Annotated in this window: 22 protein-coding genes and 1 riboswitch; of the genes, 12 read left to right on the top strand and 10 right to left on the bottom strand. The window is 43.4% G+C overall.

Annotated features, from left to right (window positions below; all coding sequences use genetic code 11):
- Window positions 1-140 precede the first annotated feature (140 nt).
- The 5 genes from prmB to I6L24_RS12130 all read left to right on the top strand — a co-directional run bounded on the left by prmB (window position 141) and on the right by I6L24_RS12130 (window position 5,650).
- Window positions 141-1,151, top strand: coding sequence for a 50S ribosomal protein L3 N(5)-glutamine methyltransferase (prmB, locus tag I6L24_RS12150; protein WP_044108320.1), 1,011 nt, complete (start codon window positions 141-143; stop codon window positions 1,149-1,151).
- Window positions 1,152-1,164: 13 nt separating this feature from the next.
- A complete protein-coding gene (aroC, locus tag I6L24_RS12145) occupies window positions 1,165-2,259 on the top strand; it encodes a chorismate synthase (protein ID WP_004280471.1) in 1,095 nt (364 codons plus the stop codon).
- Between the two features lie 67 nt (window positions 2,260-2,326).
- Window positions 2,327-2,848 (top strand): GNAT family N-acetyltransferase, encoded by a 522-nt coding sequence (locus I6L24_RS12140; RefSeq protein WP_216986091.1) that lies wholly within the window; start codon window positions 2,327-2,329, stop codon window positions 2,846-2,848.
- 125 nt (window positions 2,849-2,973) lie between these two features.
- Complete coding sequence (locus tag I6L24_RS12135; RefSeq protein WP_216986090.1) at window positions 2,974-3,882, top strand: AEC family transporter; 909 nt, start codon at window positions 2,974-2,976, stop codon at window positions 3,880-3,882.
- Window positions 3,883-4,182: 300 nt separating this feature from the next.
- Window positions 4,183-4,270: riboswitch (glycine riboswitch) on the top strand.
- Between the two features lie 135 nt (window positions 4,271-4,405).
- Window positions 4,406-5,650, top strand: coding sequence for a D-amino acid dehydrogenase (locus I6L24_RS12130; protein ID WP_216986089.1), 1,245 nt, complete (start codon window positions 4,406-4,408; stop codon window positions 5,648-5,650).
- A gap of 82 nt (window positions 5,651-5,732) precedes the next feature.
- On the opposite strand, the gene I6L24_RS12125 is transcribed toward I6L24_RS12130, so the two are convergent.
- Window positions 5,733-6,386: an A1S_1983 family putative colistin resistance protein gene (locus tag I6L24_RS12125; protein WP_216986088.1), complete on the bottom strand. Its 654-nt coding sequence runs from the start codon at window positions 6,384-6,386 to the stop codon at window positions 5,733-5,735.
- A 100-nt stretch (window positions 6,387-6,486) separates the two neighbouring features.
- On the opposite strand from I6L24_RS12125, the gene ispF reads away from it, so the two are divergent.
- Window positions 6,487-6,975, top strand: a complete 489-nt coding sequence (ispF, locus tag I6L24_RS12120) for a 2-C-methyl-D-erythritol 2,4-cyclodiphosphate synthase (protein WP_216986087.1) — start codon at window positions 6,487-6,489, stop codon at window positions 6,973-6,975.
- A 2-nt stretch (window positions 6,976-6,977) separates the two neighbouring features.
- Here the strand turns inward: ispF and I6L24_RS12115 are convergent, their stop codons facing one another.
- The 3 genes from I6L24_RS12115 to I6L24_RS12105 form a co-directional block, all read right to left on the bottom strand.
- Window positions 6,978-7,502 (bottom strand): phosphatase domain-containing putative toxin, encoded by a 525-nt coding sequence (locus tag I6L24_RS12115; RefSeq protein WP_216986086.1) that lies wholly within the window; start codon window positions 7,500-7,502, stop codon window positions 6,978-6,980.
- Between the two features lie 64 nt (window positions 7,503-7,566).
- Window positions 7,567-8,658, bottom strand: a complete 1,092-nt coding sequence (locus I6L24_RS12110; RefSeq protein WP_216986085.1) for a 3-deoxy-7-phosphoheptulonate synthase — start codon at window positions 8,656-8,658, stop codon at window positions 7,567-7,569.
- 127 nt (window positions 8,659-8,785) lie between these two features.
- Window positions 8,786-9,676: a sulfite exporter TauE/SafE family protein gene (locus tag I6L24_RS12105; protein ID WP_004280461.1), complete on the bottom strand. Its 891-nt coding sequence runs from the start codon at window positions 9,674-9,676 to the stop codon at window positions 8,786-8,788.
- 387 nt (window positions 9,677-10,063) lie between these two features.
- On the opposite strand from I6L24_RS12105, the gene lpxB reads away from it, so the two are divergent.
- A complete protein-coding gene (gene lpxB / locus I6L24_RS12100) occupies window positions 10,064-11,236 on the top strand; it encodes a lipid-A-disaccharide synthase (RefSeq protein WP_216986084.1) in 1,173 nt (390 codons plus the stop codon).
- Between the two features lie 2 nt (window positions 11,237-11,238).
- Here the strand turns inward: lpxB and I6L24_RS12095 are convergent, their stop codons facing one another.
- Complete coding sequence (locus tag I6L24_RS12095; RefSeq protein WP_216986083.1) at window positions 11,239-12,189, bottom strand: AraC family transcriptional regulator; 951 nt, start codon at window positions 12,187-12,189, stop codon at window positions 11,239-11,241.
- Window positions 12,190-12,376: 187 nt separating this feature from the next.
- On the opposite strand from I6L24_RS12095, the gene I6L24_RS12090 reads away from it, so the two are divergent.
- Window positions 12,377-13,591 carry an alkane 1-monooxygenase gene (locus I6L24_RS12090; protein ID WP_216986082.1) on the top strand — a complete coding sequence of 405 codons (1,215 nt, stop codon included), beginning with the start codon at window positions 12,377-12,379 and terminating at the stop codon, window positions 13,589-13,591.
- Between the two features lie 361 nt (window positions 13,592-13,952).
- Here I6L24_RS12090 and I6L24_RS12085 read toward each other — a convergent pair whose 3' ends face one another.
- Window positions 13,953-15,740: an acyl-CoA dehydrogenase gene (locus tag I6L24_RS12085; protein WP_216986081.1), complete on the bottom strand. Its 1,788-nt coding sequence runs from the start codon at window positions 15,738-15,740 to the stop codon at window positions 13,953-13,955.
- Between the two features lie 114 nt (window positions 15,741-15,854).
- Here I6L24_RS12085 and I6L24_RS12080 point away from each other — a divergent pair, with 114 nt between their 5' ends.
- A complete protein-coding gene (locus I6L24_RS12080) occupies window positions 15,855-16,835 on the top strand; it encodes a GlxA family transcriptional regulator (protein ID WP_216986080.1) in 981 nt (326 codons plus the stop codon).
- A 6-nt stretch (window positions 16,836-16,841) separates the two neighbouring features.
- Here I6L24_RS12080 and I6L24_RS12075 read toward each other — a convergent pair whose 3' ends face one another.
- Together I6L24_RS12075 and I6L24_RS12070 are read right to left on the bottom strand one after the other, a co-directional pair.
- Window positions 16,842-18,044, bottom strand: a complete 1,203-nt coding sequence (locus I6L24_RS12075) for an MFS transporter (RefSeq protein WP_216986079.1) — start codon at window positions 18,042-18,044, stop codon at window positions 16,842-16,844.
- A complete protein-coding gene (locus I6L24_RS12070; protein WP_216986078.1) occupies window positions 18,041-18,484 on the bottom strand; it encodes a MarR family winged helix-turn-helix transcriptional regulator in 444 nt (147 codons plus the stop codon). The genes I6L24_RS12075 and I6L24_RS12070 overlap by 4 nt, the downstream gene beginning before the upstream one ends.
- A gap of 265 nt (window positions 18,485-18,749) precedes the next feature.
- Here I6L24_RS12070 and I6L24_RS12065 point away from each other — a divergent pair, with 265 nt between their 5' ends.
- The 3 genes from I6L24_RS12065 to I6L24_RS12055 are packed head-to-tail and all read left to right on the top strand — an operon-like array spanning window position 18,750 to window position 21,313.
- Window positions 18,750-20,195 (top strand): cytochrome ubiquinol oxidase subunit I, encoded by a 1,446-nt coding sequence (locus I6L24_RS12065; RefSeq protein WP_004280451.1) that lies wholly within the window; start codon window positions 18,750-18,752, stop codon window positions 20,193-20,195.
- Window positions 20,192-21,196 (top strand): cytochrome d ubiquinol oxidase subunit II, encoded by a 1,005-nt coding sequence (gene cydB, locus I6L24_RS12060; RefSeq protein WP_004647089.1) that lies wholly within the window; start codon window positions 20,192-20,194, stop codon window positions 21,194-21,196. The genes I6L24_RS12065 and cydB overlap by 4 nt, the downstream gene beginning before the upstream one ends.
- A 9-nt stretch (window positions 21,197-21,205) precedes the next feature.
- A complete protein-coding gene (locus I6L24_RS12055) occupies window positions 21,206-21,313 on the top strand; it encodes a hypothetical protein (RefSeq protein ID WP_004647088.1) in 108 nt (35 codons plus the stop codon).
- 87 nt (window positions 21,314-21,400) lie between these two features.
- Here I6L24_RS12055 and I6L24_RS12050 read toward each other — a convergent pair whose 3' ends face one another.
- Together I6L24_RS12050 and I6L24_RS12045 are read right to left on the bottom strand one after the other, a co-directional pair.
- Entirely contained in the window at window positions 21,401-22,012 is a 612-nt protein-coding gene (locus I6L24_RS12050) for a thermonuclease family protein (RefSeq protein WP_180181314.1), read from the bottom strand.
- A gap of 168 nt (window positions 22,013-22,180) precedes the next feature.
- A complete protein-coding gene (locus I6L24_RS12045; RefSeq protein ID WP_216986077.1) occupies window positions 22,181-23,098 on the bottom strand; it encodes a LysR family transcriptional regulator in 918 nt (305 codons plus the stop codon).
- Window positions 23,099-23,145: the final 47 nt, after the last annotated feature.

Here is a 23,145-nt window from a genome sequence, read left to right as displayed (position 1 = left end):
CGTAATCGCTCACAAAAACAGGAATTTTATAATTTTTGTGGGCGTAGAGAATTCGTGTTTTTCATGCTTTTAGCATTATAAAAGCAGGCAAAACAAGGTATCATAAGGCGTTTAAAAAAATGACCTTGGAGACACCTTAAGTGGATCGACCGACTATTAGCCCTGAACACATGCAGGAAGCCGCTGAAAATTTAACCACCATTCGTGATTTTATTCGTTTTGGTGTGACAGCATTACGTCAATACGATGCACATTTGGGCCAAGGCACAGAAGATTATTTTGCTGAAAGTTCAGCGTTAGTGCTGCAAACCCTGTCACTAGAATGGAAAGCGGACGCTGAAATTCTAGATGCCAAATTATTACCAAGTGAAAAAGCCGAATTTTTAAGTCTGCTGGAACGCCGTATTAATGAAAAAGTTCCAACTTCATATTTATTGAACCTGGCTTACTTCGACGGTAAACCTTATTACGTTGATGAGCGCGTGCTAATCCCTCGTTCACCGATTGCTGAACTGATTCAAAACCGTTTTGCCCCGTATTGCCTGGGTGAACATGGTCAAATGGGTGAGGCAGTCAATAACTTGCCGGAAAACCCGAATCCAAAGACGCCTCAACGTATTCTAGATATGTGTACCGGTTCAGGCTGTATCGCGATTGCCTTGGCTTATGCTTTCCCTGAAGCGGAAGTGGATGCGACTGATATTTCCAAAGAAGCCTTAGAAGTTGCGCAAATCAATACTGAGCATCATGACAAGCAATATCAGATCGCATTGCTTGAATCGGATTTGTTTGAAAAAATTCCAGCCGAAAATCAATACGATTTAATCGTATCTAATCCGCCGTATGTCGATGCGGAAGATATGGCTGATTTGCCTGAAGAATTCCATCATGAGCCTGAACTTGCGCTTGCTGCAGGTCAGGATGGTCTGGATCTAGTACGTAAAATGCTGGCTCAAGCTGCAGATTATCTGACTGAGAATGGCCTGATCGTGATCGAAGTGGGTAACTCAGAATGGGCAATGCGCCAAAACTTCAATTCGGTTGATTTCTACTGGTTACAATTCCAGAAAGGTGGCACTGGTATCTTTGCATTAACTGCAGAGCAATGCCGTACCTACCGTGATTTATTCATTCAGTCTATTCAAGCATAAGGAGTCGTTTGACATGGCAGGTAATAGTATAGGGCAACTGTTCCGTGTAACGACTTGTGGTGAATCTCACGGTGTTGGCTTGATGGCCATCATCGATGGGGTTCCACCCGGCATTGAGCTGACTGAAGCTGATTTGCAAAAAGATCTGGACCGCCGTAAGCCGGGTACATCGAAATTTGCAACCCAGCGTAAAGAACCCGATGAAGTAGAAATTATTTCCGGTGTGTTTGAGGGTAAAACGACTGGTACTTCAATTGGTTTGTTAATTCGTAATACGGATCAAAAATCGAAAGACTACGGCAATATCGCGCAGACTTTCCGTCCGGGTCATGCCGACTATACCTATACCCAAAAGTATGGTTTCCGTGATTACCGCGGTGGTGGCCGTTCAAGTGCCCGTGAAACGGCAATGCGTGTCGCAGCGGGTGCAATTGCTAAGAAATTCCTTTTTGAGAAATTTGGTATTGAGATTCGTGGCCATGTGACTCAAATTGGTACTGAAAAAGCAGAGAAACTGGACTGGAATGAAGTTCCAAATAATCCGTTTTTCTGTGGCGATGTGGATGCAGTACCACGTTTTGAAGCGCTGGTGACGTCTTTGCGTGAGCAAGGCACCAGTTGTGGCGCTAAACTCGAGATCATTGCATCTAAAGTGCCAGTGGGTTGGGGCGAGCCAGTCTTTGATCGTCTGGATGCTGACATCGCGCATGCCATGATGTCGATTAATGCCGTTAAAGGTGTAGAAATCGGTGATGGTTTTGGCGTTGCTGAACAGTTTGGTCATGAAAGCCGTGATGAACTCACCACAGAAGGCTTCCTGGCCAATCATGCTGGCGGTATTCTAGGTGGTATTTCTAGCGGTCAGGACATTCGTGTCGCAATTGCCTTGAAGCCGACGGCATCTATCACCACGCCGGGTAAAACCATTAATATTGAGCGTGAAGATACGGACGTACTGACTAAAGGCCGTCATGATCCTTGTGTGGGTGTGCGTGCAACGCCGATTGCTGAAGCGATGCTGGCGATTGTTCTTATGGATCACTTCATGCGTCACCGTGCGCAAAATGCCGATGTAGTTGCGCCATTTGCACCGATTGAACCTAAATAATTTGCTTTAACTTTAAAGTGAAATTGTTTTAAAGTCAGACTCCGGTCTGACTTTTTTTATTTATAAAATGAATCACTATAAAAATATACGATTGGCAAACAAGGCTGATATTCAGCAACTTACCATACTGATGAATACAGCTTATCGTACTCTGGGTGGATGGACGACTGAAGCAGGAATGATCCAGGGTGATCGTATTCAAGAACAACAGTTATATGAATTGCTCAATTTAGAAAATTTTCAGCTCTTTGTGCTGGAAATTGAAAATAAGCTTCTTGGTTGTATTGGCGTGAGCCTAGGACAGCAGATAGCAGAGATTGGAAGCTTTGCTGTTGCACCTGCTGAGCAAAACTCGGGTTATGGCAAGCAATTATTGGACTTCGCCGAATCCCATATTTTCGAAATATTTAAGAAGAAAGTGATTCAGATGTCAGTATTAAATGTCCGTACTGAACTGCTGGCATATTATCAGCGCCGTGGCTATCAGCTGACTGAAAAGATTAAAGCATATCCACTGGATCAAAATGTCGGAGAGCCGTTGATTCCGTTACATTTGCTAATCTTAGGAAAAATCAGCAAATCAATATGATTAGTTGATGAAAATTCAAGCTTTTTACTGCTTAAATTGAGTAGTGGGAAAGCTCCTGAACATGCTAAGTTTTCTGTTCAGTCTAAGTGACTTAAGATTAGGCAGAAAACAGACCAGGATGTCATATGCTGCATATTATTTTAACTTCTTTATTTCCTCTCATCGGACTGATCAGCTTTGGCTATCTGCTTAAGCACAGGCAATGGTTGAGTGAAGATTTTTGGCGAGGTGCAGAAAAGTTAAATTATTATACACTGTTTCCGGTGATGCTGTTTTTAAATCTGGCCACAGCCAAGATTCAACTAGATGTCATTCAGGATGTAGTGCTGGTCGTATTTAGTATCATGGTTGTGGTCAGTATTGCACTGTATATTTTGCGTCATATTTACCAGATCTCTTATGCGCGATTCGGCGTCTATGTTCAGGGCTTGCTGCGCTTTAATACTTATATCGGACTTGCAGCAGTCAGTACCTTATTCCATCAGCAGGGCATGACCATCTTCGCTGTGATCATGGTGCTGTGTATTCCTTTGGTAAATATCTTGTCAGTGCTGGCATTTACCTGTAGTCACGATATGCAGCTGAAAAAAATCATCCTCGATTTGTCTAAAAATCCGTTAATTCTAGGCTGTATTGTGGGTGGTTTATTTAATCTTTCTGGTTTGTCACTCTGGACTGGAGCAGAGCAGTTCCTTAAACAGATTGCACTGTGCAGTTTGCCGCTCGGTTTGATGTGTGTGGGAGCAGCCTTACAGTTTCAGGGTTTTCAGCGTGACGTTCTACCACTCAGCCTGATAACCTTTGGTCGCCTGTTCGGAATGCCGCTGATTGCATTTTTAGTGTGTAAAATTTTCCAGATTGATGCATTAACTACTCAGGTATTGGTCTTGTTCTTTGCACTTCCTACCGCCTCAGCTTCGTATGTCTTAACCCGGGTGTATGGTGGCGATAGTGAGTTAATGGCTAGTATTATCAGTGTACAAACAGTGGTCGCAGCAGGAAGCTTAGTACTGATGCTTTCTTGGATTATCTAAAATTCTAAAATGGATAAGGAAAACTCTACATTTTGAATTATTAAAATAGCCTAAGCAAAAAAAAGGTTAAATTTTATTTAAGCGCCAAAATTAAATAAGTTCTGGAATTTTATAAAGGGTAGAACTTACTCGTTTTACTTACGGCAGCAAAATCTAAAAATTTAATATCTAGGCAATATCCTCTATCACACATGTATACTGTTAATTAAAAAAAAGAATCATGGATAAATTCACGTGAATTAACATAAATAAAAACTGTGTTTCTCCTAAAAATGGTATATAAATTGCTCATGATAATAAAACATTATTGCAGGAGAGAAATGCTTCTGCATTCGCCGAAGGAGCAAGGTCCCAGGAAACTCTCAGGCAAAAGGACTGTGATAATGGATAAAGACTCTGGAGAGAAGTGTTGAATCACTCACCGAAGGGGAAGGTGGCCGCATTGATGTGCAATGTATCTACCGAAGCTCTCAGGTACACATGACAGATGGGAAAAGACATCAATACAATCAAGGAGGTGTCTATGCGTCATGTCGTGGTGATTGGGGCCGGGATTACTGGAGTAACCACAGCTTATGAGCTGGCATTATCAGGCTATCAAGTGACCGTGGTTGATCGGCATCTATATCCGGCAATGGAAACATCCTTTGCCAATGGCGGCCAGCTTTCTGCCTGTAATGCCGAAGTATGGAACCAGAAAGCCACGGTACTCAAAGGCATCAAATGGATGTCACAAAAAACCGCACCACTTTTGCTCAATCCTTCTTTCAGTATACATAAATACAGCTGGCTCATGGAATTTCTGGGCAATATCAAACATTATGAAGCCAATACCCGAGAAACGGTACGGCTGGCTTTACTGGCAAGAGCACGCTTATTTGAAATTGCCGAAACAGAAAATATTGATTTCGATCTGGAAAAACGCGGCATTTTACATTTTTATCATAACAAGACGGATTATGATGTTGCGATCAAAGTGAATGATCTGTTGTGTAGCGGTGGTCTGGAGCGCAACGCAATTTCTAATGCAGAAATCAAACAGATCGAACCCGCATTAACGGGCGATTATTACGCAGGATTTTACTGCCAGAGCGATGCCACCGGGGATATTCATAAATTTAGTACCGTTCTGGCCAAAGCCTGTATGCAAAAAGGCGTGAAATTTGAGTTTGGTCAAGATGTTTTCGCTATTGATCATCAGGCTCAAAATATTCGGGTTAAATGCAAACCCAGTACTGAAAATGTCCATTCCTCTCCAGAGGATGTTCTAGAAATTAATGCAAATGCCATTGTGATCTGTGCAGGTGTTGGCAGTTATCAACTGGCTGAGATTCTTGGTGAACGTGTCAATGTTTATCCAGTCAAAGGCTACTCGATTACCGTGCAACTCAATGATGAGCAGAGCCAGAACAACGCACCTTGGGTCAGTTTGCTGGATGAAAGCGCCAAAATTGTCTTGTCACGTCTAGGCAAGGATCGTTTGCGTGTTGCAGGAACAGCCGAGTTTAATGGCTATAACCGGGATATTCGAGCTGACCGGATTCAACCTTTAATTGACTGGACCAATCGTAATTTTGATCTGTGTACTGAGCATGTCTTGCCTTGGGCAGGCTTACGCCCCATGATGCCAAATATGATGCCTGTGGTACGTCGTGGCAAACATGAGCGAGTCTTTTACAATACCGGACATGGTCATCTGGGCTGGACTTTATCAGCTGCAACGGCCGCAATGATCAGTCAGGAAATTGCGCAATACTATCCTGCTTAAATTGATAGCCCGCTTGCGGGCTATTTTTTACACCAAAAATCTCATTTTATATGACAATAAATTATAATATTTTGAAACTAAATCAATCATATAGTCGATAAATACCGGTAAAACGTTCACAGCCTTTTTGCTGGCTACTGACCGCTAAAATGGCTTTACTATAGTTAAACTCATAGCGGCAGTCATTTTCATTATCGGTGATCTGGTTTTTTGTCTGAGGCGTAGTATAGGCTAAAAAAGGAATGATCTGCTTCTCGGTCCGGTTATTCGGATTACGATACGCTAGGCCTTCAATCTTGATCCGGTCTTTGGTCAGTTGATGAATCTTGAGATGCACGGGCTGCTTGGCAATTTGCCCCTGTTCAAACTTAATATAATGCTGGGTCAGACTTTGATTCAGCGAAATATAGACATTTAAATCATCTAAACGCCATTCGAATTGCTGTTTAAAACAGTCTAGCGTTTTGCACTGCTGTAAACGCGTGGCCCATAATTGTTGGCTATCTTGCAATAAACGCACAGGTGCATCAGTAATCAGAAAAGCAGTAAAGTATTGGTCTGTGAGTTTTTCACGAGATTCAGCCAGCGATGCTGAGCAGACTTTATTCATGGCAGCCTTTTTTTTGCTGTCATCGCTACAGTTTAGTGTGATCGCTGAGCTACCCGTAGAAATCATCCCCAGAACGAGCATCAGGCCAATTATTTTCAACATATTTATATCAGTTTTCAGTAGCATGATCGCTTATACTTTCACTGTGTTACGCTTGGTCTAACTATAGCGAAATAGAAAGCAAGTGTACAAGATTTCAATGGGCTATTTCTAAAGGATGTATAAGGTGATTGCACAAATTCGTATTGGCCAGGGTCTGGATGTGCATGCATTTGAAGAAGGTGATTTTGTCACTCTGGCAGGCATTCAAATTCCGCATACTCACGGTCTGAAAGCACATTCGGATGGTGATGTGGTTCTGCATGCACTCTGTGATGCTTTGTTGGGTGCATTGGCGCTTGGAGATATTGGCCAGCATTTCCCAGATACAGATCCTGGGTTTAAAGGTGCAGATAGCCGGGTACTACTCAAGCATGTTTATCAGCTAATTCTGGATCGTGGTTATCACCTGAATAATGCCGATATTACCGTGGCCTGTGAACGTCCAAAACTGGCTAAGCACAATCTGGCGATGCGTCAAAGTATTGCAGATGTCTTGGATGTTGATGTGACTCAAATCAGTATTAAAGCCACCACCACTGAACAGTTAGGTTTTACCGGTCGTCAGGAAGGCATTATGTCCATGGCAACCGTGCTGTTGAGCCACAGTAAATAAAATCAGGCAAAATAATTTGGATTAATCAGGGAAAGTTCCAGTTCCTGCGTTGCTTTACGACCTTGTAGCTGTAGGGCAACCGCATGCATTAAACCGGTCCAGGTTTCATTTGGTTCCCAGATCTGATGCAAGTGTTCTTGTGCTGTAGGCATATCGATATCCATATAGTACTGACGATATAAGTACATCAGACAGCTGACATGGTAGTTTTGCGAACAATGTACCCAGACCATTTGCTCTTTTACCAGATGATCGATCAGGTCCAGTACCAGCAGGCATTGATTGTCTGAAGGGGTTTCCCAGGAAATCGGAACCTGAATATAGTTCAGTCCCAGCTCAAGGCAAATTTTATCTTCATGCGGCTGATACTGTTCGCTATCGGTCAACGCCACATTGATGACTGTAGATACACCGTATTCTTTCATCAGCTGTAATTGGGTAGTGGTCGGTTGACCGGAGCTAAACAGATGTTCGTGTATGAACTGAAAATTCTCAATCTGGCTTAATGCCGTTTCAATATCATTCATCAGATAAATTTTCCTTGTTCTAGAAATGCAAACGCCATCTTGGCGATGGCGTTGGTCAGATCATTTAACGATTAGGTAAAATGTCTTTCAATGCCTCATGCATGTCGAGTAAAACTTTTTCAGTCGTTTCCCAGTCGATACAGCCATCCGTAACGGATTGACCGTATTCCATATCATTCAGGTTCGCCGGAATGTCCTGACGACCACCCTTAAGATGACTTTCTACCATAATACCAACAATTGACTTGTTTCCATCAAGAATTTGTTCGGAAATGTTTTTAAGTACAAGTGGTTGCAGGTACGGGTCTTTGTTAGAGTTGGCGTGGCTGGCATCAATCATGATCTTGGTGCTGACTTTGGCCTTGACTAGAGCAGCTTCTGCATCGGCAACCGAGCCTGCATCGTAGTTCGGTTTGCCATTACCGCCACGCAGTACCACGTGAGCATAAGGATTGCCTGAAGTGCGAATCACAGCCACCTGACCCTGATCATTCAGACCGAGGAAGCTGTGACCATGTTTCACAGATTGCATCGCATTGGTCGCGACCGTTAAACCGCCATCAGTACCATTTTTAAAGCCGACTGGTGAAGAAAGACCAGAAGACATTTCACGATGGGTCTGGCTTTCTGTGGTACGTGCACCAATTGCTGACCATGAAATCAGGTCTTGGTAATACTGTGGCGAGTTTGGATCAAGTGCTTCAGTGGCACATGGCAAGCCCATTTCATTCAGTTCAAGTAATAGCTTGCGACCGATACGCAGACCTTTTTCAATATTGAATGAATCATTCATGTCTGGGTCATTGATCAGACCTTTCCAACCTACGGTAGTACGTGGTTTTTCAAAATAAACCCGCATCACGATATATAAGCTGTCTTTAACTTTTTCGCTCAGCACTTTTAAGCGCTCAGCATATTCATGCGCCGCCTCTGGATCGTGAATAGAACAAGGGCCAATTACAACGAACAGGCGTTTGTCTTCACCATCCAGAATTTTACGAATCGTTTCACGACCATGCAGTACGGTTTGATAAGCAGTTTCAGTCAACGGTAACTCTGCTTTAAGCTCAGCAGGGGTTACAAGAGGAATCATGCTGTGGATATTCACGTCATCAATATCTGATGCTGAAATAGGATTTGACTGTTGTGTATTCATTGCCGTCACTGGTTCGATCATACAAAAGGTTGTTTAATAGCCCGAATATAACATGAATGATGCGTCACTTTGTTATAAAAAAGATGAATACTTCTTTGAAAAAAAAGTGATGAATCGGATAGTTAACTTAAACGGACGGGGAATTTTGATTCACAATTATCATTGCTGTTTCAGCAGGTTGAGCCGGTTTTGATTTCACAGGATTAATCATGAAATTCACGCCCAGCGCAAATAGGGTAATACCTAAAATTTTGCGGATCAGTTTTTCCGGCATACGTGAGCTGAGTAAAGTGCCGACAATAATCGCCGGAATAGACCCCACCAATAACCACATGAGCAGCATGAAATCGACGTTGCCTGAAGACATATGACCTAGACCTGCGACCAGTGTCAGTAATACCGCGTGCACCACGTCAGAGCCAATAATACGAATCATCGGCAGATTCGGGAACATCACTACAAGTGCCATGATACCAAATGCACCGGCACCCACTGAAGATAGCGTGACAAATATGCCCAAGATAATGCCCATGATGATGATAGCAACGCGCTTTTCTTTGGCTTGCAGCTTCACTTTTTCCAGATCCTGCGTCATATCCGGTAGTTCTTGTTTTCTGTATTTATTAAAAAGATTTTCGATCTGGGTGCGAAACAGAATGGATAAGCCGGTAATAGTCAGCATAAAGCCCAAGACCATGGTCAGGACGGCTTTGTAATGCGTCGATTGGCTCAGATAGTTCTCGAGTACCCAATGCGTTGCAAAAGATGCGGGAATACTGCCAACGGCCAGCCAGATCACAATCGGCCAGACAATATTCATTTTCTTGGCATGCACAAACGAGCCACAGAATTTAGAAATCGCGGCATAGAGCAGGTCAGTACCAATCGCGATATGCGGTTCAATCCGGAATAAACTGATAAGAATTGGCGTCATTAATGAACCGCCACCGACACCGGTGACACCTACACAAAAACCTACCAGAACGCCTGCTAAAATAAATTCAATCGGACCAAACATGCATATATGCCAAAATCAAAAAACGAGCATATCTTATGACTTTTGGATATAAGTCGTTGTCTTGATTATTGATTTACTTATGCATAAAAAAGATAAAGCTAGGTGAAGAATATTAGGTGATCTTTCATGTTTATTCACTGGGTTATGTATAAAGTGCGAATATAATGATTGATTTTAACTGTCCGATTTGCCCCATTTCTGTCTAATTGAATGTACCTGTAAATGTCGATTTAATTCTTTTTATGCAAGCTCCCTTATTGACTAAGTTATTCTAAACGGTGGGTTTCTTAAAATTAGAAGATACTTAAGCTTCTTCCGGAATAGCCATAGGATTATGTTAGAATCCCGATTCAATAAATTTCCATGCGGATCTGAGAGGAAACCCACTTGCTAAATCGAAAACTTAAAATTGGAATCGTGGTCGGTGAAGTTTCTGGAGATACGCTTGGCGCAAAATTGATTCGCCGTTTTAGTGAGCAAGGCATTGATGCTGAATTTGAAGGTATCGGTGGGCCACAAATGATCGCTGAAGGCTTTAAAAGCTATTATCCGATGGATATTTTATCGGTGATGGGCATTGTCGAAGTTTTAAAAGATATTAAAAAACTGTTTGCTGTGCGGGATGGTCTGGTGGAAACCTGGACTAAAGATCCGGTCGATATTTTTATCGGGATTGATGCGCCTGATTTTAACCTGCGTTTGTCAAAAACCATTAAACAAAAACAGTTACCGATTAAAACCGTGCAATACGTCAGTCCTTCGGTCTGGGCATGGCGTCAAGGCCGTATACATGGCATTAAAGCCAGTATTGATCTGGTGCTGTGCCTGTTTCCATTTGAAAAAGCGTTCTTTAAAAAATGGGATGTTCCTGCAGCTTTTGTCGGACATCCGCTCGCTAGCCAATTGCCGCTTGAAAATCCAATTCTGGAGGCTCAGACAGAATTAGGCCTCGATCCACATCAGAAATATATTGCATTATTACCGGGAAGCCGCCGTGGCGAGATTGAGCGTTTGGGACCTTTGGTTCTGGATGCAGCTAATATTCTGCATCACAAATATCCGGATTATACCTTTCTGATTCCTGCGATTAATGATGCACGCAAGCAGCAAATCGAAAGTTTACTGGCCACTTATCCTGAGAGCTTAAAACCCCAAATTCGCTTGATGGAAAATACCAGCGCTGAATCCAAAATTGGCCGTCAGGTCATGAATGCATCCAATATTATTGCACTGGCGTCTGGAACTGCAACGCTTGAAGCGATGTTGCTGCACCGTCCGATGGTGACTTTTTATAAATTGCACTGGCTGACCTATCGAATTGCCAAATTACTGGTAAAAATCCCATATTTTTCATTACCAAATATAATTGCTGGCAAAAAAGTGATTCAAGAACTCATCCAATCCGCTGCTACACCTGAAAATCTGGCAGCTGAAATTGAAAAACTGATGGATATTGAAGCAGCGCAGATTCAGGTTATGCAGCATATCACCATGCACAAGCAGCTACTTTCTGGCAATAGCGAAGATCCGGTCACAGCAGTATTGGCATTAGTCCAGTAATTTTAGTCTGGTAATAAAGACTGGTTCTTCTGACAATTCAGCCGGTATTGGGTCGGCGTCTGTTCAAACTGTTTTTTAAAACTTTGACTAAACGCCGTCTCGGATGAATAACCAACCAGATAAGCGATCTGCTGGATACCAAATCCACTATTTCTCAAATATTGCGCTGCCAGACGCAGGCGGTGCTGTTGCAGATAGGCAAGGGGCGGTTCACCGACAATCTGGGTAAATAACTGGGCGAATTTGGAACGTGACATATGACATTGTTCGGCCAGACTTTCTACAGTCCAGAATTGTTCAGGTTTGCCATGAATCGCTGCCAGTGCATTGGATAGTTCCGGATGCGAAAGAGCATTCAGCCAGCTCGAGGCATTTTCCAGGTTTAAAATATAATCTCGCACGCATTCAATCAGTAAAATACTGACCAGATGATCCAGAATTTTGTCACGTCCGGGACGAAGCTGCTGGGTTTCCAGTGCAAGAAATTGCAAGCCGACCTGTAACCATTCCGGTGCGGTATCACCCAGAATATGTTGAATATGCAGGTATTTAGGTAATGTACTCAAAAGAGGTTTGGCCATCTGGATATCCAAGCTAAAACGAATAGCCAGTATGAAACTATGCTCCGCCGAATTTTCCCGATTGAGATCAATACATTGCTGTACATTGCTCTGAAAATAAGGATTAATCGCATGGTGCTCAGAAAAATCGGCATTGTCTGGGCAGGAAACATGATGGGCAGAACCTGCAGGTAATAGCACCAGATCACCTTGCTGCAGCTCCAGCCGATCACCATTTATGAACTTTAATTGCGCCTGTCCCTGTAACAGGATATAGGCCAGCATAAAAGGCTCATGCTGATAGTCAAAGCCGCCTGGATGAAATACATTCAGATAAAGATATTCCGATTTTTCCAGATGAATATCATCAAAAATTTTACTTAAAGCATCCATGCTAACTCTATTCTTCTATTTTATTTCATTTAATTGACTATAAGTATTTTAAATTTGTGCTTATAGGCCAGAATTTGGCAGCATGTGCCAAAGACGCTGACATAGCTTTTCTGGACGTTGAATACTGTTCGCTGCTGCTGAAATATTCAACTATAAGTGCAGAGTAACATAAAAAAGGAAGGTCGCAATGAATGCCCCTGCACAAATCCAGAAAGCGCAGTTTACGCAGGAAGCGTCGGCACTAAAAGGTGTCAAGCTGGATAAAAAACGTTTTGGCTGGTTGCTCAGCCCAGGTCTGCCTGTGATCGGAATGGGAATTCTGGCTGGCTATCATTTTGGTCCCAAAGCCACTAAAAAAGTCTTTGCGATGGGTGGGCCTTTATTATTACATGGGATTATCCCAACATTAGATGCTTTAATTGGTGATGATGCCAATAATCCAAATGATGAGCAGATTCAGGCTCTGGTCAAAGATCCTTATTATGATCGGATCGTGAAGATGTTTATCCCATTGCAAATGGCTGCCAATGCTTTTGCAGGCTATATCGTATCCCGCCCAAATGTTTCTCTGATCGATCAGGTGCTACTTGGCGTATCTATGGGGGCGATTAATGGAATCGGCGTGAATACTGCACATGAGCTGAGCCATCGCCCTCAGAAAAGAGACCATTACTGGTCTCATGCCAGCCTGATGCCTTTGGGCTATAACCATTTCCGGATCGAACATCCTTATGGACACCATAAACGGGTGGCGACACCAGAAGATCCGGCATCTTCAAAAATGGGTGAATCTTTTTACCGTTTCTGGCCACGTACCGTAATAGGCGGATTAAAATCTGCAATCCAGATTGAAAAAAGACGGCTCGAGCGTAAGGGACTGAAATTCTTTAATCAGGAAAATGAGCTGTTTCATGGTTGGGCCATGAGTGCCGGCTATCATGCCTTGATGCTAAAGGCGTATGGCAAGAAAATTATTCCTTATACACTGACACAGGCATTTTATGGCGTCAGCCTGTTTGAGATTGTGAATTATATCGAGCACTATGGACTGAAACGCGGACAGAAAGCGGATGGCAGTTATGAGCGAACCTTGCCGGAACATAGCTGGAATAACAACAATATCGTGACCAATCTGTTTTTATACCAGTTACAGCGCCATTCTGACCATCATGCCTTTCCAAGCCGGCCATTTCAGGCATTGCGGCATTTTGATGAAGCGCCAGAATTACCGAGCGGTTATGCAACCATGCTGATTCCAGCCTTGATTCCACCTTTATGGTACAAAATCATGGATCAGCGGGTATATCAGCATTATCAGGGCGATCTGACGAAAGCTAACATTTTGCCTTCCAAACGTGCCAAACTTTTTAAAAAGTTTGATGTGCAAGAATCCGCAGCTTGATGATTCAAAAAATAAAATGCGCCTAATACAGATAATGCTGATCAGTTAAGGAGTTTAGAAATAAACTCCTTAATTTTTAGCGGAGCCTTATTGTTTTAAATCAAAATTTTGCAGCTCATTTGTTACTTTGGTTTCGCCCAAAGTAACCAAAGGCATTTTTCATCCGCAAAACTCGTCAGCCCCTATCAACTAACAAATTTATCGCAGAAACAATCATTTTTTAATGTAGTCCGGCCTCAAACAGTTGCGGATGACTTTTCTACATATCAAATACAGCCATGAATTTAAAAAAGAAAATGCCAGTCAATTTTGTAAGTGACTGGCATTACCTAATACAGGCGCATTTTTTGATAAATTCTGTCTAGAACCAGTCGGCTTGCATATTCAGGCAAGTATCATCCAGATGCATCAGTAATTTGGCCTGATGTTCAATTTCAGGGAGTTCCCAGCGAATAAAATATTGAGCTGCCTGAATTTTCCCTGCCAGAAAAGTCTGATCTTCTGCCTGCGAAGATGTGCCAAACTTGAGTTGAGCCTGATTCGCCATTTCCAGCCATAGCCAGGCTAGGATGGTCTTACCCATCATATCCAGATACAGGCCTGAATTGGCCAAAGCTTCGCTGACTTTGCCTTGATGCAAGGCCTGGCCTAAAATCTGTGTAGTCTTTTGCACAGTGGCAAGATGCTGTTTATAGATCTTTGCGAGTTCCACTATCTTAGGTTCATGAATCTCTGACAAGGTCTTCTGGATGCGCTGCATGAGCAGATTGAGCCCTTTGCCATTATGCTGCCAGAGTTTACGTCCCAGCAGATCCAGAGATTGAATGCCGTAAGTTCCTTCATGAATCGGATTGAGCCGGTTATCACGATAACATTGCTCCACCGGATATTCACGAGTATAACCCGCGCCGCCCAGGACCTGAATAGCCAGATCATTGGCTTTCGGACCATAGGCAGAAGGGAAAGATTTGACCACCGGGGTGATGAGATCAAGCAGAATTGCACTATCTTCATCTTGAGCTGCCTGAAGTTCATCAATTAATCGGGCTGCAAATAAGCAAAGTGCCAGCGAACCTTCTACATATGACTTTTGCGCCAGTAGCATGCGTTTGACATCGGTATGTTCAATGATATTTACTGGTTTCGAGTCAGGTGTTTTTTCATGAACTGGCCGGCCTTGCGGACGGTTTTTAGCATAATCCAGAGATTCCAGATAGCCACGATAACCAATCATGGCTGCGCCCAGACCGACACCCACACGTGCTTCATTCATCATCTTGAACATATATTTTAAGCCATGACCGGGTTCACCAATTAAATAGCCTAAGCAATTATCATTTTCTCCAAAGCTTAAAACTGTAGATGTAGTACCTCGATAGCCCATTTTGTGCAGTAAGCCAGCCAGCTGTACATCATTAGCTTCACCGAGTGAACCATCCTCGTTGGTTTTGAATTTTGGTACGATAAACAGGGAAATTCCTTTCACGCCTTGCGGCGCATCCTGAATCCGCGCCAAGACCAGATGCACAATATTTTCGCTAATGTCCTGATCGCCACCCGAAATAAACATTTTCTGGCCTTTAATTTTATAAATTCCATCTGCCTGAGGAATGGCTTTAGTGGTCAGATCGCCCAAAGAGGAACCTACATTCGGCTCTGTCATGGCCATGGTGCCAGCAAAGCGGCCACTCAACATATGCGGTAGGAATATTTGCTTTTGTTTTGGGGAGGCAAAAGCCTGTATCAGGTTCGCCGCAGCGGCCGTTAGAAAAGAATAAGCCACGGTGGACGGATTGGCCGACATGAAATACGCATTGCAGGCCATATTCACCAAAGTGGGCAGTTGCATGCCACCATCTGCATAATCATGCTGGGCGCAAAGCAGGCCGGCATCGGCAAACTGTTGCCAGGCTGTCTTCACTTCATCAATGGTTTTGACCTGTTTGCCATCAAAGTTCGGTTCTTGTTGATCAGCTTTGGCATTATGCGGCGCAAAATAATCAGTCGCGATACCTTTTGCCGTTTCCAGAATACTGTCGAAAGTATTTTTGTCATGATCCTGATAGCGTTGCAGTTTAGTCAGCGCTTCAAGTTTGAATACGTCATAAAGCTGGAAATGCAGATCTTTATTATTAATCAGTTGGGTCACGGTACTATCCTGAATGTGCAATTCTTAAGATAGCATTAAGACTAGCAGTTGCTTTTATTGAGGAGGATTGTCAATAATGACATGAATCGGGTGAAAAGTGACAATTAGTAAAGTATGCAACAGGTGGTGATTTTAGGCTTTCATGGGGCTCTGGCTTCGGCCATTACGGGTGTGGTCGATTTATTTACCATGGCTGGCGTAAGCTGGAACCGGATCCAGCAGCAGGACGTACAGCGCCTGTTTAAGGTGAGTATCGCCAGTCCGGAGGGACATCCGATTCGGTGTATCAATGGGCTGCAGTTGCAGGCACATTTTTCTTATCAAGAGATTCAAACTGCAGATATTCTGGTGGTACCGACCATCGCTGCACCGATTCAGGATGTATTGCAACAGAATCCAGAACTGATTCATTTTTTAAAATCTGCACATGCAGAGGCGACTTTAATTGCAGGAAACTGTACGGGGAATTTTTTTCTGGCAGAAGCAGGCATTTTAGATGACCGAGTTGCAACAACGCATTGGGGTTTTCAGGAAGTGTTTCGTTCACGCTATCCTAAGGTGAAACTGAATGCCGATCTGATGATTAGCCGGGATCAGAATATCTATTGCGCGGGTGGAGGCCTGGCCTGGTTTGACTTGGGTTTGCATCTGATTGAGCGCTTGTATGGCTTTGAGGTGGCCATGCAATCGGCTAAATCTTTCGTAATTGATTACCGCCGTGATAGCCAGTTGTCTTATTCATTGCTGAATATTGGCCAGCCGCACCATGATGAACTGGTACAAAAAATCCAGAACTGGCTAGAGCAGCATTTTCATGAAGATTTTAGTTTGAACCAGCTGGCAGAGCAGTTTAATGTGACTGGCCGAACCCTGATTCGACGCTTTAAACAAGCCTTAGACATACCGCCCAATCAATATCTACAAGCGATCCGAATTGAAGCTGCCCGTAAACGACTGGAAGAAACCGATCAAGCTGTGGATGTGATCATGCAAAATGTCGGCTATCAGGATCCAAGTTCATTCCGCCGTTTATTTCATAAAAAAACCGGTCTGACGCCGTTGGAATACCGGCGCCGGTTTAGCCGGCGCTTTTAAAAGCTTTTAATGAGAAGGCTGTACTTTTCCTGCTTTACGGCCATGCAGAAGGTAATACCAGACCAGGCAGCTCAGGGTGAGCAGCGCCGAGAACAGATAAAGCTGGCGATAACCGATCTGATCCAGCAGCATACCCAGGAAATAAGGGCCAAAACCAAGACCGGCATCCAGGGCAATAAAGAAGGTTGAGGTTGCGAGTCCCATACGCTGCAATGTCGTACTTTTCACCGCAATGGTTTGACACACCGACTGGATATTACCAAAACCAAAACCAAGCAAGGCAGCACTGGCAAGTAACATCACAGAGTTTTGCGCCTGACTGAGTAGCAATATCCCCAGTGCCATAATCACAATGGCAGGATAGATAATGATATTTTCGCCTTTACGATCCATGAGCGGGCCGGTAAAAGGACGCGAAAGCAAAATGGCAAAGGCATACATTAAGAAAAAGAATGATGCTGCTTCGACCAGATTAATGTCTTTGGCATAAAAATGAATAAAGGACAGTACACCTGAATAAGAAGTAGCCACCAGCAGTACAATCAGTGCAATCGGTAGGGCATTCGGTTCAATATACTGGGCCAGTTTACTGGTGCTTTGCGAAGTAGAATCTGCTGACGAATGACCTGCCTTAAGGCGTGGTGGCTGGATGAACAAGCCACAAATCAGGCAGCTGAGCGCAACGATACTGGTAAAGATGAAAATTACCTGATAATTAAAATTTGTCATCAGCCAGATTCCGGCAAAGGGACCAATCGCTGTGCCAAGGGTGCTGCTCATGCTGAAATATCCAATTCCTTCACCACGCCGTGTGGCAGGAATGGTCTGTGCAATCACTGTACCCAGTACAGTAGAAGCCATACCCATCATAAAACCGTGTATTAGGCGGATACCCAATAAAACTTCCAGCTTGGCCGGAATCATATACAGTCCGGAAAAGAGCAGAAAGCCAGTCAGGCCAATGACAAGCGTATTTTTCAAACCCAGACGATTCAGTAATTTTCCGATCAATAAGCGTCCGAATAGGGTGCCGACAATAAACAGACCTGATACCAGACCGGCTTGTGCAGTCGAAGCCCCTAGCTCAGCCACTGAGTAGCCGACAATCACAATCACCAGTAAGTAGAACACCAGAACCAGCTGGAAATTCACCAGACTGATCAGGATAAAATTGGGCGTCCATAAAGGCGCTTCTTGTTCTTGGCTCATTGAGGTCTGTCCTGAGATGAGGGATATAACTGCTGAATGAGTTGCATCAAGGTATTTTTACTGCCTTCAAGATCATCTGATTCAACGTGCTCAAGCAACTGATCTTCAAATGTATCGATCTGTTTGGAACACATCGCAAAGGTCTCAATTCCTTGCTCACTCAACTTGAACAGCTTTTGACGTTTGTCTTCAGTTTCGAGTTGGGCAATCAGATCGAGTTCAACCAGTTGCTGAATCCGCTTAGTAATACCGGGCTTGGATACATTGAGATAACTGGAAATATCTGCCAGCGTGCATTGTTGCTTTGACTGGATGACGTATAACACCTGCCATAAGGAATAATTTAATTGAGATGACAACAAGATCGTATTGATCTCATCGCTCATCAGTCGTGCGCAGCGTAATAACAGCGTACGAAGTCGGGGAGATTCGGAAAACATATGGTTAGTTAACCTGGGTAACTAAATTTAGGCCTAATTTACGCCTGTTTTATCTAAAGCTCAAGAGGAGAGTTTTAAAAATTATTCAGAGTAATATTTTCTTTATCAGCAAGAGTTACATAGTTTAACCTGATTAAAAAATAATCAACAAAAGACTACATACTTTTTATAACAGCCACGCCTAAGCTAGCCATGTCACTAGAAAAATTCATGACTTAAAAATTGAAGGGCAAAGATGCCAAATAACAATGCATAGGTGAAGCTTATGACTCTGGGTTTAACTGCATTAGAGTTAGCACGAATACAGTTCGCCTTTACTGTATCTTTTCATATCATTTTTCCGGCAATTTCTATTGGCTTGGCCAGCTTTCTGGCCATTCTGGAATGGCGCTGGCTCAAAACCCAAAATCCGATTTTTCAGGATCTATTCAAATTCTGGGTGAAAATTTTCGCTGTGGCATTCGGGATGGGTGTCGTCTCTGGTGTGGTCATGAGCTACCAGTTTGGAACCAACTGGAGTGAGTTTTCCCGGGTGGCAGGCAGCGTGACTGGACCTTTATTGGCCTATGAAGTACTCACCGCTTTCTTTCTGGAAGCGGGCTTTCTGGGCATCATGTTATTTGGCTGGGGGCGAGTGGGACCAAAGGCGCACTTTTTCTCGACCTTGATGGTTGCGATAGGCACCTGTATTTCCATGTTCTGGATTCTATCGTCCAATAGCTGGATGCAGACCCCACAAGGCTTTGCGATTGAAAATGGCCTGATTGTTCCGCAAGACTGGCTTGCTATCGTGTTTAACCCATCTTTCCCTTATCGTCTGGCCCATATGGCCATGGCTGCCTTTCTGGTTTCCGCCTTACTGGTCGCTGCTACAGCCGCATGGCACCTCATCAAAGGCCGTCGTGATGCACTGGTCAAGACTTCATTTTCCATGGCGATGTGGCTGCTTCTGGTACTCGCGCCCTTACAGGTCATCGTCGGTGATATGCACGGTATTAATACCCTTGAACATCAGCCAGCCAAACTTGCAGCCATGGAAGGGCACTGGGAAACCAATCATGACGAAGGCATGCCCTTATATCTCTTTGGTATTCCAGATATGGAGGCCGAAGAAACCAAATATGCAGTCGCAATTCCCAACTTGGGTAGCCTGATTCTAACCCACTCGATGGATGGAAAGGTTACAGGACTTAAAGACTTTGCGCCTGAAGACCGGCCGAATTCGCTGGTGGTGTTCTGGAGCTTCCGGATTATGGTCGGACTCGGCGTATTGATGCTGTTACTGGCGTTATGGGGAGCGTGGGCACGTACCCGTGGTCGCTTTTATGAGTCCCGTGCATTGCACCGATTTGCCCTGATTATGGGACCTTCCGGATTTATTGCCATGCTTGCGGGATGGTTTACCACAGAAGTCGGCCGTCAGCCTTGGGTAGTCTACGGCATCATGCGAACCAAGGATGCATTGTCTCCGGTTTCCGCTGAACAGGTGGGGCTGACCCTGATTATTTTTGTAGTTGTCTACTGTGTGGTATTTGGTATCGGGATTTACTACATGTTGCGCCTGATGCACAAAGGCCCGGATTTTATTCATACCCGACCAGATCATGAATCAGATAGCGATGTGGTTCAGGCCTCGCGTCGACCATTAAGTAGTATTCGCGAACGTATCGAAGAAGTTCCTGAACAACCGGATCAGGAGGACAAAAAATGATTGATTTATCATTAATCTGGATTGTGATTATTGGTTTGGGTGTATTGATTTATACCATTCTCGATGGTTTCGATCTGGGCATCGGCATCTTGTTTCCTTTCTTTCCGCATCAGGATGAACGTGATGTCATGATGAATACCGTGGCTCCGGTCTGGGATGGCAATGAAACCTGGATGGTACTGGGTGGTGCAGGGTTATTTGCAGCTTTCCCACTTGCTTACTCGACCGTACTCTCGGCACTGTATATGCCAATTATTCTGATGGTGATTGCCTTGATTTTCCGCGGCGTGGCTTTTGAGTTCCGCTTCAAGGCAAACCGCAGTAAGCATTGGTGGGATAAAGCCTTTATCGGTGGTTCTGCGATCACCAGTTTCCTGCAAGGCATGATTTTAGGCGCCTATATTCAGGGCATTGAAACCCGAAATGGTGTCTATGTTGGGGGTGGTCTGGACTGGCTCACTCCATTCAGTATTTTCACCGGAATCAGTGTGGTGGTGCTCTATGCGGCATTAGGCTGTGGCTGGCTCATCTATAAAACCGGAGATGACTTGCAGGATCGAATGTTTAAACTGATGCCTAAGCTGATTATTGCCTTGCTGATCATATTGGGTGCTGTCAGTATTTATACGCCGTTGACTCATCCTCAGATTGCTGAACGCTGGTTTAGTCAGCCACAATTTACCTATTTTATGCCAGTTCCAGTTCTGGTTCTGCTATTTACCTGGCTGGCTTTGCGTGCCTGTAAAAGACGCAGTGAATTAGGCCCATTTACCTATATGCTTGTTCTGGTTTTCCTTGCCTATACCGGATTCTTGATAAGTCTATGGCCATATATTATTCCGCCAAGCGTGACTATCTGGCAGGCAGCAGCGCATGAAAATAGCCAGCTATTTGCCTTGATTGGCGCCTTGATCCTGATTCCAATTATTGTGATTTATACCGGTATGTCCTATTGGGTATTCCGGCATAAGGTCAGGGTCGGCGATGATGGCTATCATTAAGGAGTGGTCATGAAAGGCAAACAGGCATTATGGTTTGTAGGATTATGGCTGGCAGGATTTTTAACGCTGGCCCTGATTGCTGGCGCATTCCGCTTTCTGGTGCATTTGGCTTATTAAATTAGTAAAACTAAAAAAATGAAAAAAGTGATCTGAATGTCCTGATCACTTTTTATTATTTGCCATTTATCTTTGATAAAACCAAATTTACGATTTTACCTGTTTACGATAAACACTTGGACGTACAGGACGGCTACTTTTCCAAAGGCCTTTTTTCTGTTTCTTGGCTTTATTTTGCAGTTCCATCATATAGCGTAAATGGGTTTTGTCCTTGATATATTCTTCATAGACCCACGCTGCACCACGTTTGACAATCTCTTCATTGATATTTTTGCGATAGCGATAGACGACACCCACACAGCGGCCATAACGGTCAATGTCGGTAATCTTGACCCGAACCATTTTATTATTCACCATGCTTTTGACCAAACGTTGCGATTCCTTGCCATAGGCTTGTGATGATTCAGGGGCATCGACAAAAGCAAAGCGCAATTTGGTCTCAGAGCGACGAATATTAAAACGGTAGCAGGTGAGGGTATCACCATCACTTACGGCTTTTACACGGCACCAGTATTTTTTGCCTTTCTTAAAGGGGCGGAAAACATCTTTTAAATAAACTGTAATTTTATGCAGCAGATAATAAGAAAAACACAGCAGTACGAGGCCCAGCACAATTTGCCAGGTGATGGAGAGATTTAACAAAGGCAAGATCCAAATCAGCAAAACCAGCTGTAAAATCACAGCTAAAAGTCGAGCCATTTTAGAGCAAAGCCAGTAGATCTACGGCTTAAAAGCTAATCACTCAGTGTTTAGTTTTGTACCAGCTAAAATAGCCTAAGTATATTTTTCTGGCGAAAAGATGAATCTGCAACCATCTAAACTTATATATAAAATAGCCTAAGCAATTTAAATTTCTTTATAAATAGCTTAATTAAAAATTTTATAAATTTCAGCTCTCAAAAATTGATGTCTCTTATTCTCGTGCAAATCCTTATGCCAATATATCCCCATATTAATTTTCGGCAGTTCCACAGGGACTTCAAAAATATTTAGACTGGTAGCCAATTGTAAATGTACCAATACATTTTTAGGAATAGTCAGCATAGCTGTCTTTTGTTGTTCCAAAATTTGCAGAGCAGTTGAGTAATGCTGACAGCGTAAAAAAATCTGTCGTGAATATTGTTTACGGCTTAAATAAATATCCTCAACTAAAACGCCAGTACGGCGTGATGACACGCCAATATGAGGTGAGGCAAGATAAATCTGCTCATTCATTTCTGTTAATTGTGTACACACTACAAATTCATCTTGAACCAGACGCTCAAACTGGATTTTTTCAGCAATGTTTTGTTCCAGATCTATGACAAAATCGACCTGTTGAGAGGCGAGGTCTGCTGCTATATTTTTACGGTCCAGCTTCATGCTGCTAAGTTGAATTTCCAGATTGAGTTGTTGAAAGTGCTGAACCAGTCTGGGAAAGATCATTGGCTCAATTTCATCATGTACGGCAATTTTCAAACTCTGAATCATTTCCGGTCTGAAGTGCTGATGCTGTATTGAAATATTTTGAATCGCAAAAAGTGCATTCTTCAGCTCAGGATAGATCTGTTCCGCAAACGGCGTAGGTTGCATTTTGCTGCCAGTACGTACAAATAAATCATCCTGTAAATGCTGTCTTAAACGTTGTAAAGCATGACTGGCAGCAGACTGGCTAACTGATAAAATCTGTGCAGCTTTAGAAATACTGTTCTGCTCATAAATTGCCATAAAAAGCGGATAAAGGTTAATGTCGATACGATGAAAATTTCGCAGGTCCATGACTGTTTTAGAATGAATGCTATGCATAATAATGTATGGAGTAAAATCATTTTATTCATAATAGGTTTTGGGTT

The organism is Acinetobacter lwoffii, from assembly GCF_019048525.1.
Classification (GTDB): Bacteria; Pseudomonadota; Gammaproteobacteria; order Pseudomonadales; family Moraxellaceae; genus Acinetobacter; species Acinetobacter lwoffii_K.
Note: the sequence above shows the minus strand (reverse complement) of the source record. Positions and strands in the feature narration are given on the sequence as shown.

Bases quoted from the DNA above. Each gene is read 5' to 3' on its own strand.
- aroC (WP_004280471.1), top strand. From the start codon at position 1,165: ATGGCAGGTAATAGTATAGGGCAACTGTTCCGTGTAACGACTTGTGGT.
- I6L24_RS12140 (WP_216986091.1), top strand. From the start codon at position 2,327: ATGAATCACTATAAAAATATACGATTGGCAAACAAGGCTGATATTCAG.
- I6L24_RS12135 (WP_216986090.1), top strand. From the start codon at position 2,974: ATGCTGCATATTATTTTAACTTCTTTATTTCCTCTCATCGGACTGATC.
- I6L24_RS12130 (WP_216986089.1), top strand. From the start codon at position 4,406: ATGCGTCATGTCGTGGTGATTGGGGCCGGGATTACTGGAGTAACCACA.
- I6L24_RS12125 (WP_216986088.1), bottom strand. From the start codon at position 6,386: ATGCTACTGAAAACTGATATAAATATGTTGAAAATAATTGGCCTGATG.
- I6L24_RS12115 (WP_216986086.1), bottom strand. From the start codon at position 7,502: ATGAATGATATTGAAACGGCATTAAGCCAGATTGAGAATTTTCAGTTC.
- I6L24_RS12110 (WP_216986085.1), bottom strand. From the start codon at position 8,658: ATGAATACACAACAGTCAAATCCTATTTCAGCATCAGATATTGATGAC.
- I6L24_RS12105 (WP_004280461.1), bottom strand. From the start codon at position 9,676: ATGTTTGGTCCGATTGAATTTATTTTAGCAGGCGTTCTGGTAGGTTTT.
- I6L24_RS12095 (WP_216986083.1), bottom strand. From the start codon at position 12,189: ATGGATGCTTTAAGTAAAATTTTTGATGATATTCATCTGGAAAAATCG.
- I6L24_RS12090 (WP_216986082.1), top strand. From the start codon at position 12,377: ATGAATGCCCCTGCACAAATCCAGAAAGCGCAGTTTACGCAGGAAGCG.
- I6L24_RS12080 (WP_216986080.1), top strand. From the start codon at position 15,855: ATGCAACAGGTGGTGATTTTAGGCTTTCATGGGGCTCTGGCTTCGGCC.
- I6L24_RS12075 (WP_216986079.1), bottom strand. From the start codon at position 18,044: ATGAGCCAAGAACAAGAAGCGCCTTTATGGACGCCCAATTTTATCCTG.
- I6L24_RS12070 (WP_216986078.1), bottom strand. From the start codon at position 18,484: ATGTTTTCCGAATCTCCCCGACTTCGTACGCTGTTATTACGCTGCGCA.
- I6L24_RS12065 (WP_004280451.1), top strand. From the start codon at position 18,750: ATGACTCTGGGTTTAACTGCATTAGAGTTAGCACGAATACAGTTCGCC.
- cydB (WP_004647089.1), top strand. From the start codon at position 20,192: ATGATTGATTTATCATTAATCTGGATTGTGATTATTGGTTTGGGTGTA.
- I6L24_RS12055 (WP_004647088.1), top strand. From the start codon at position 21,206: ATGAAAGGCAAACAGGCATTATGGTTTGTAGGATTATGGCTGGCAGGA.
- I6L24_RS12050 (WP_180181314.1), bottom strand. From the start codon at position 22,012: ATGGCTCGACTTTTAGCTGTGATTTTACAGCTGGTTTTGCTGATTTGG.
- I6L24_RS12045 (WP_216986077.1), bottom strand. From the start codon at position 23,098: ATGCATAGCATTCATTCTAAAACAGTCATGGACCTGCGAAATTTTCAT.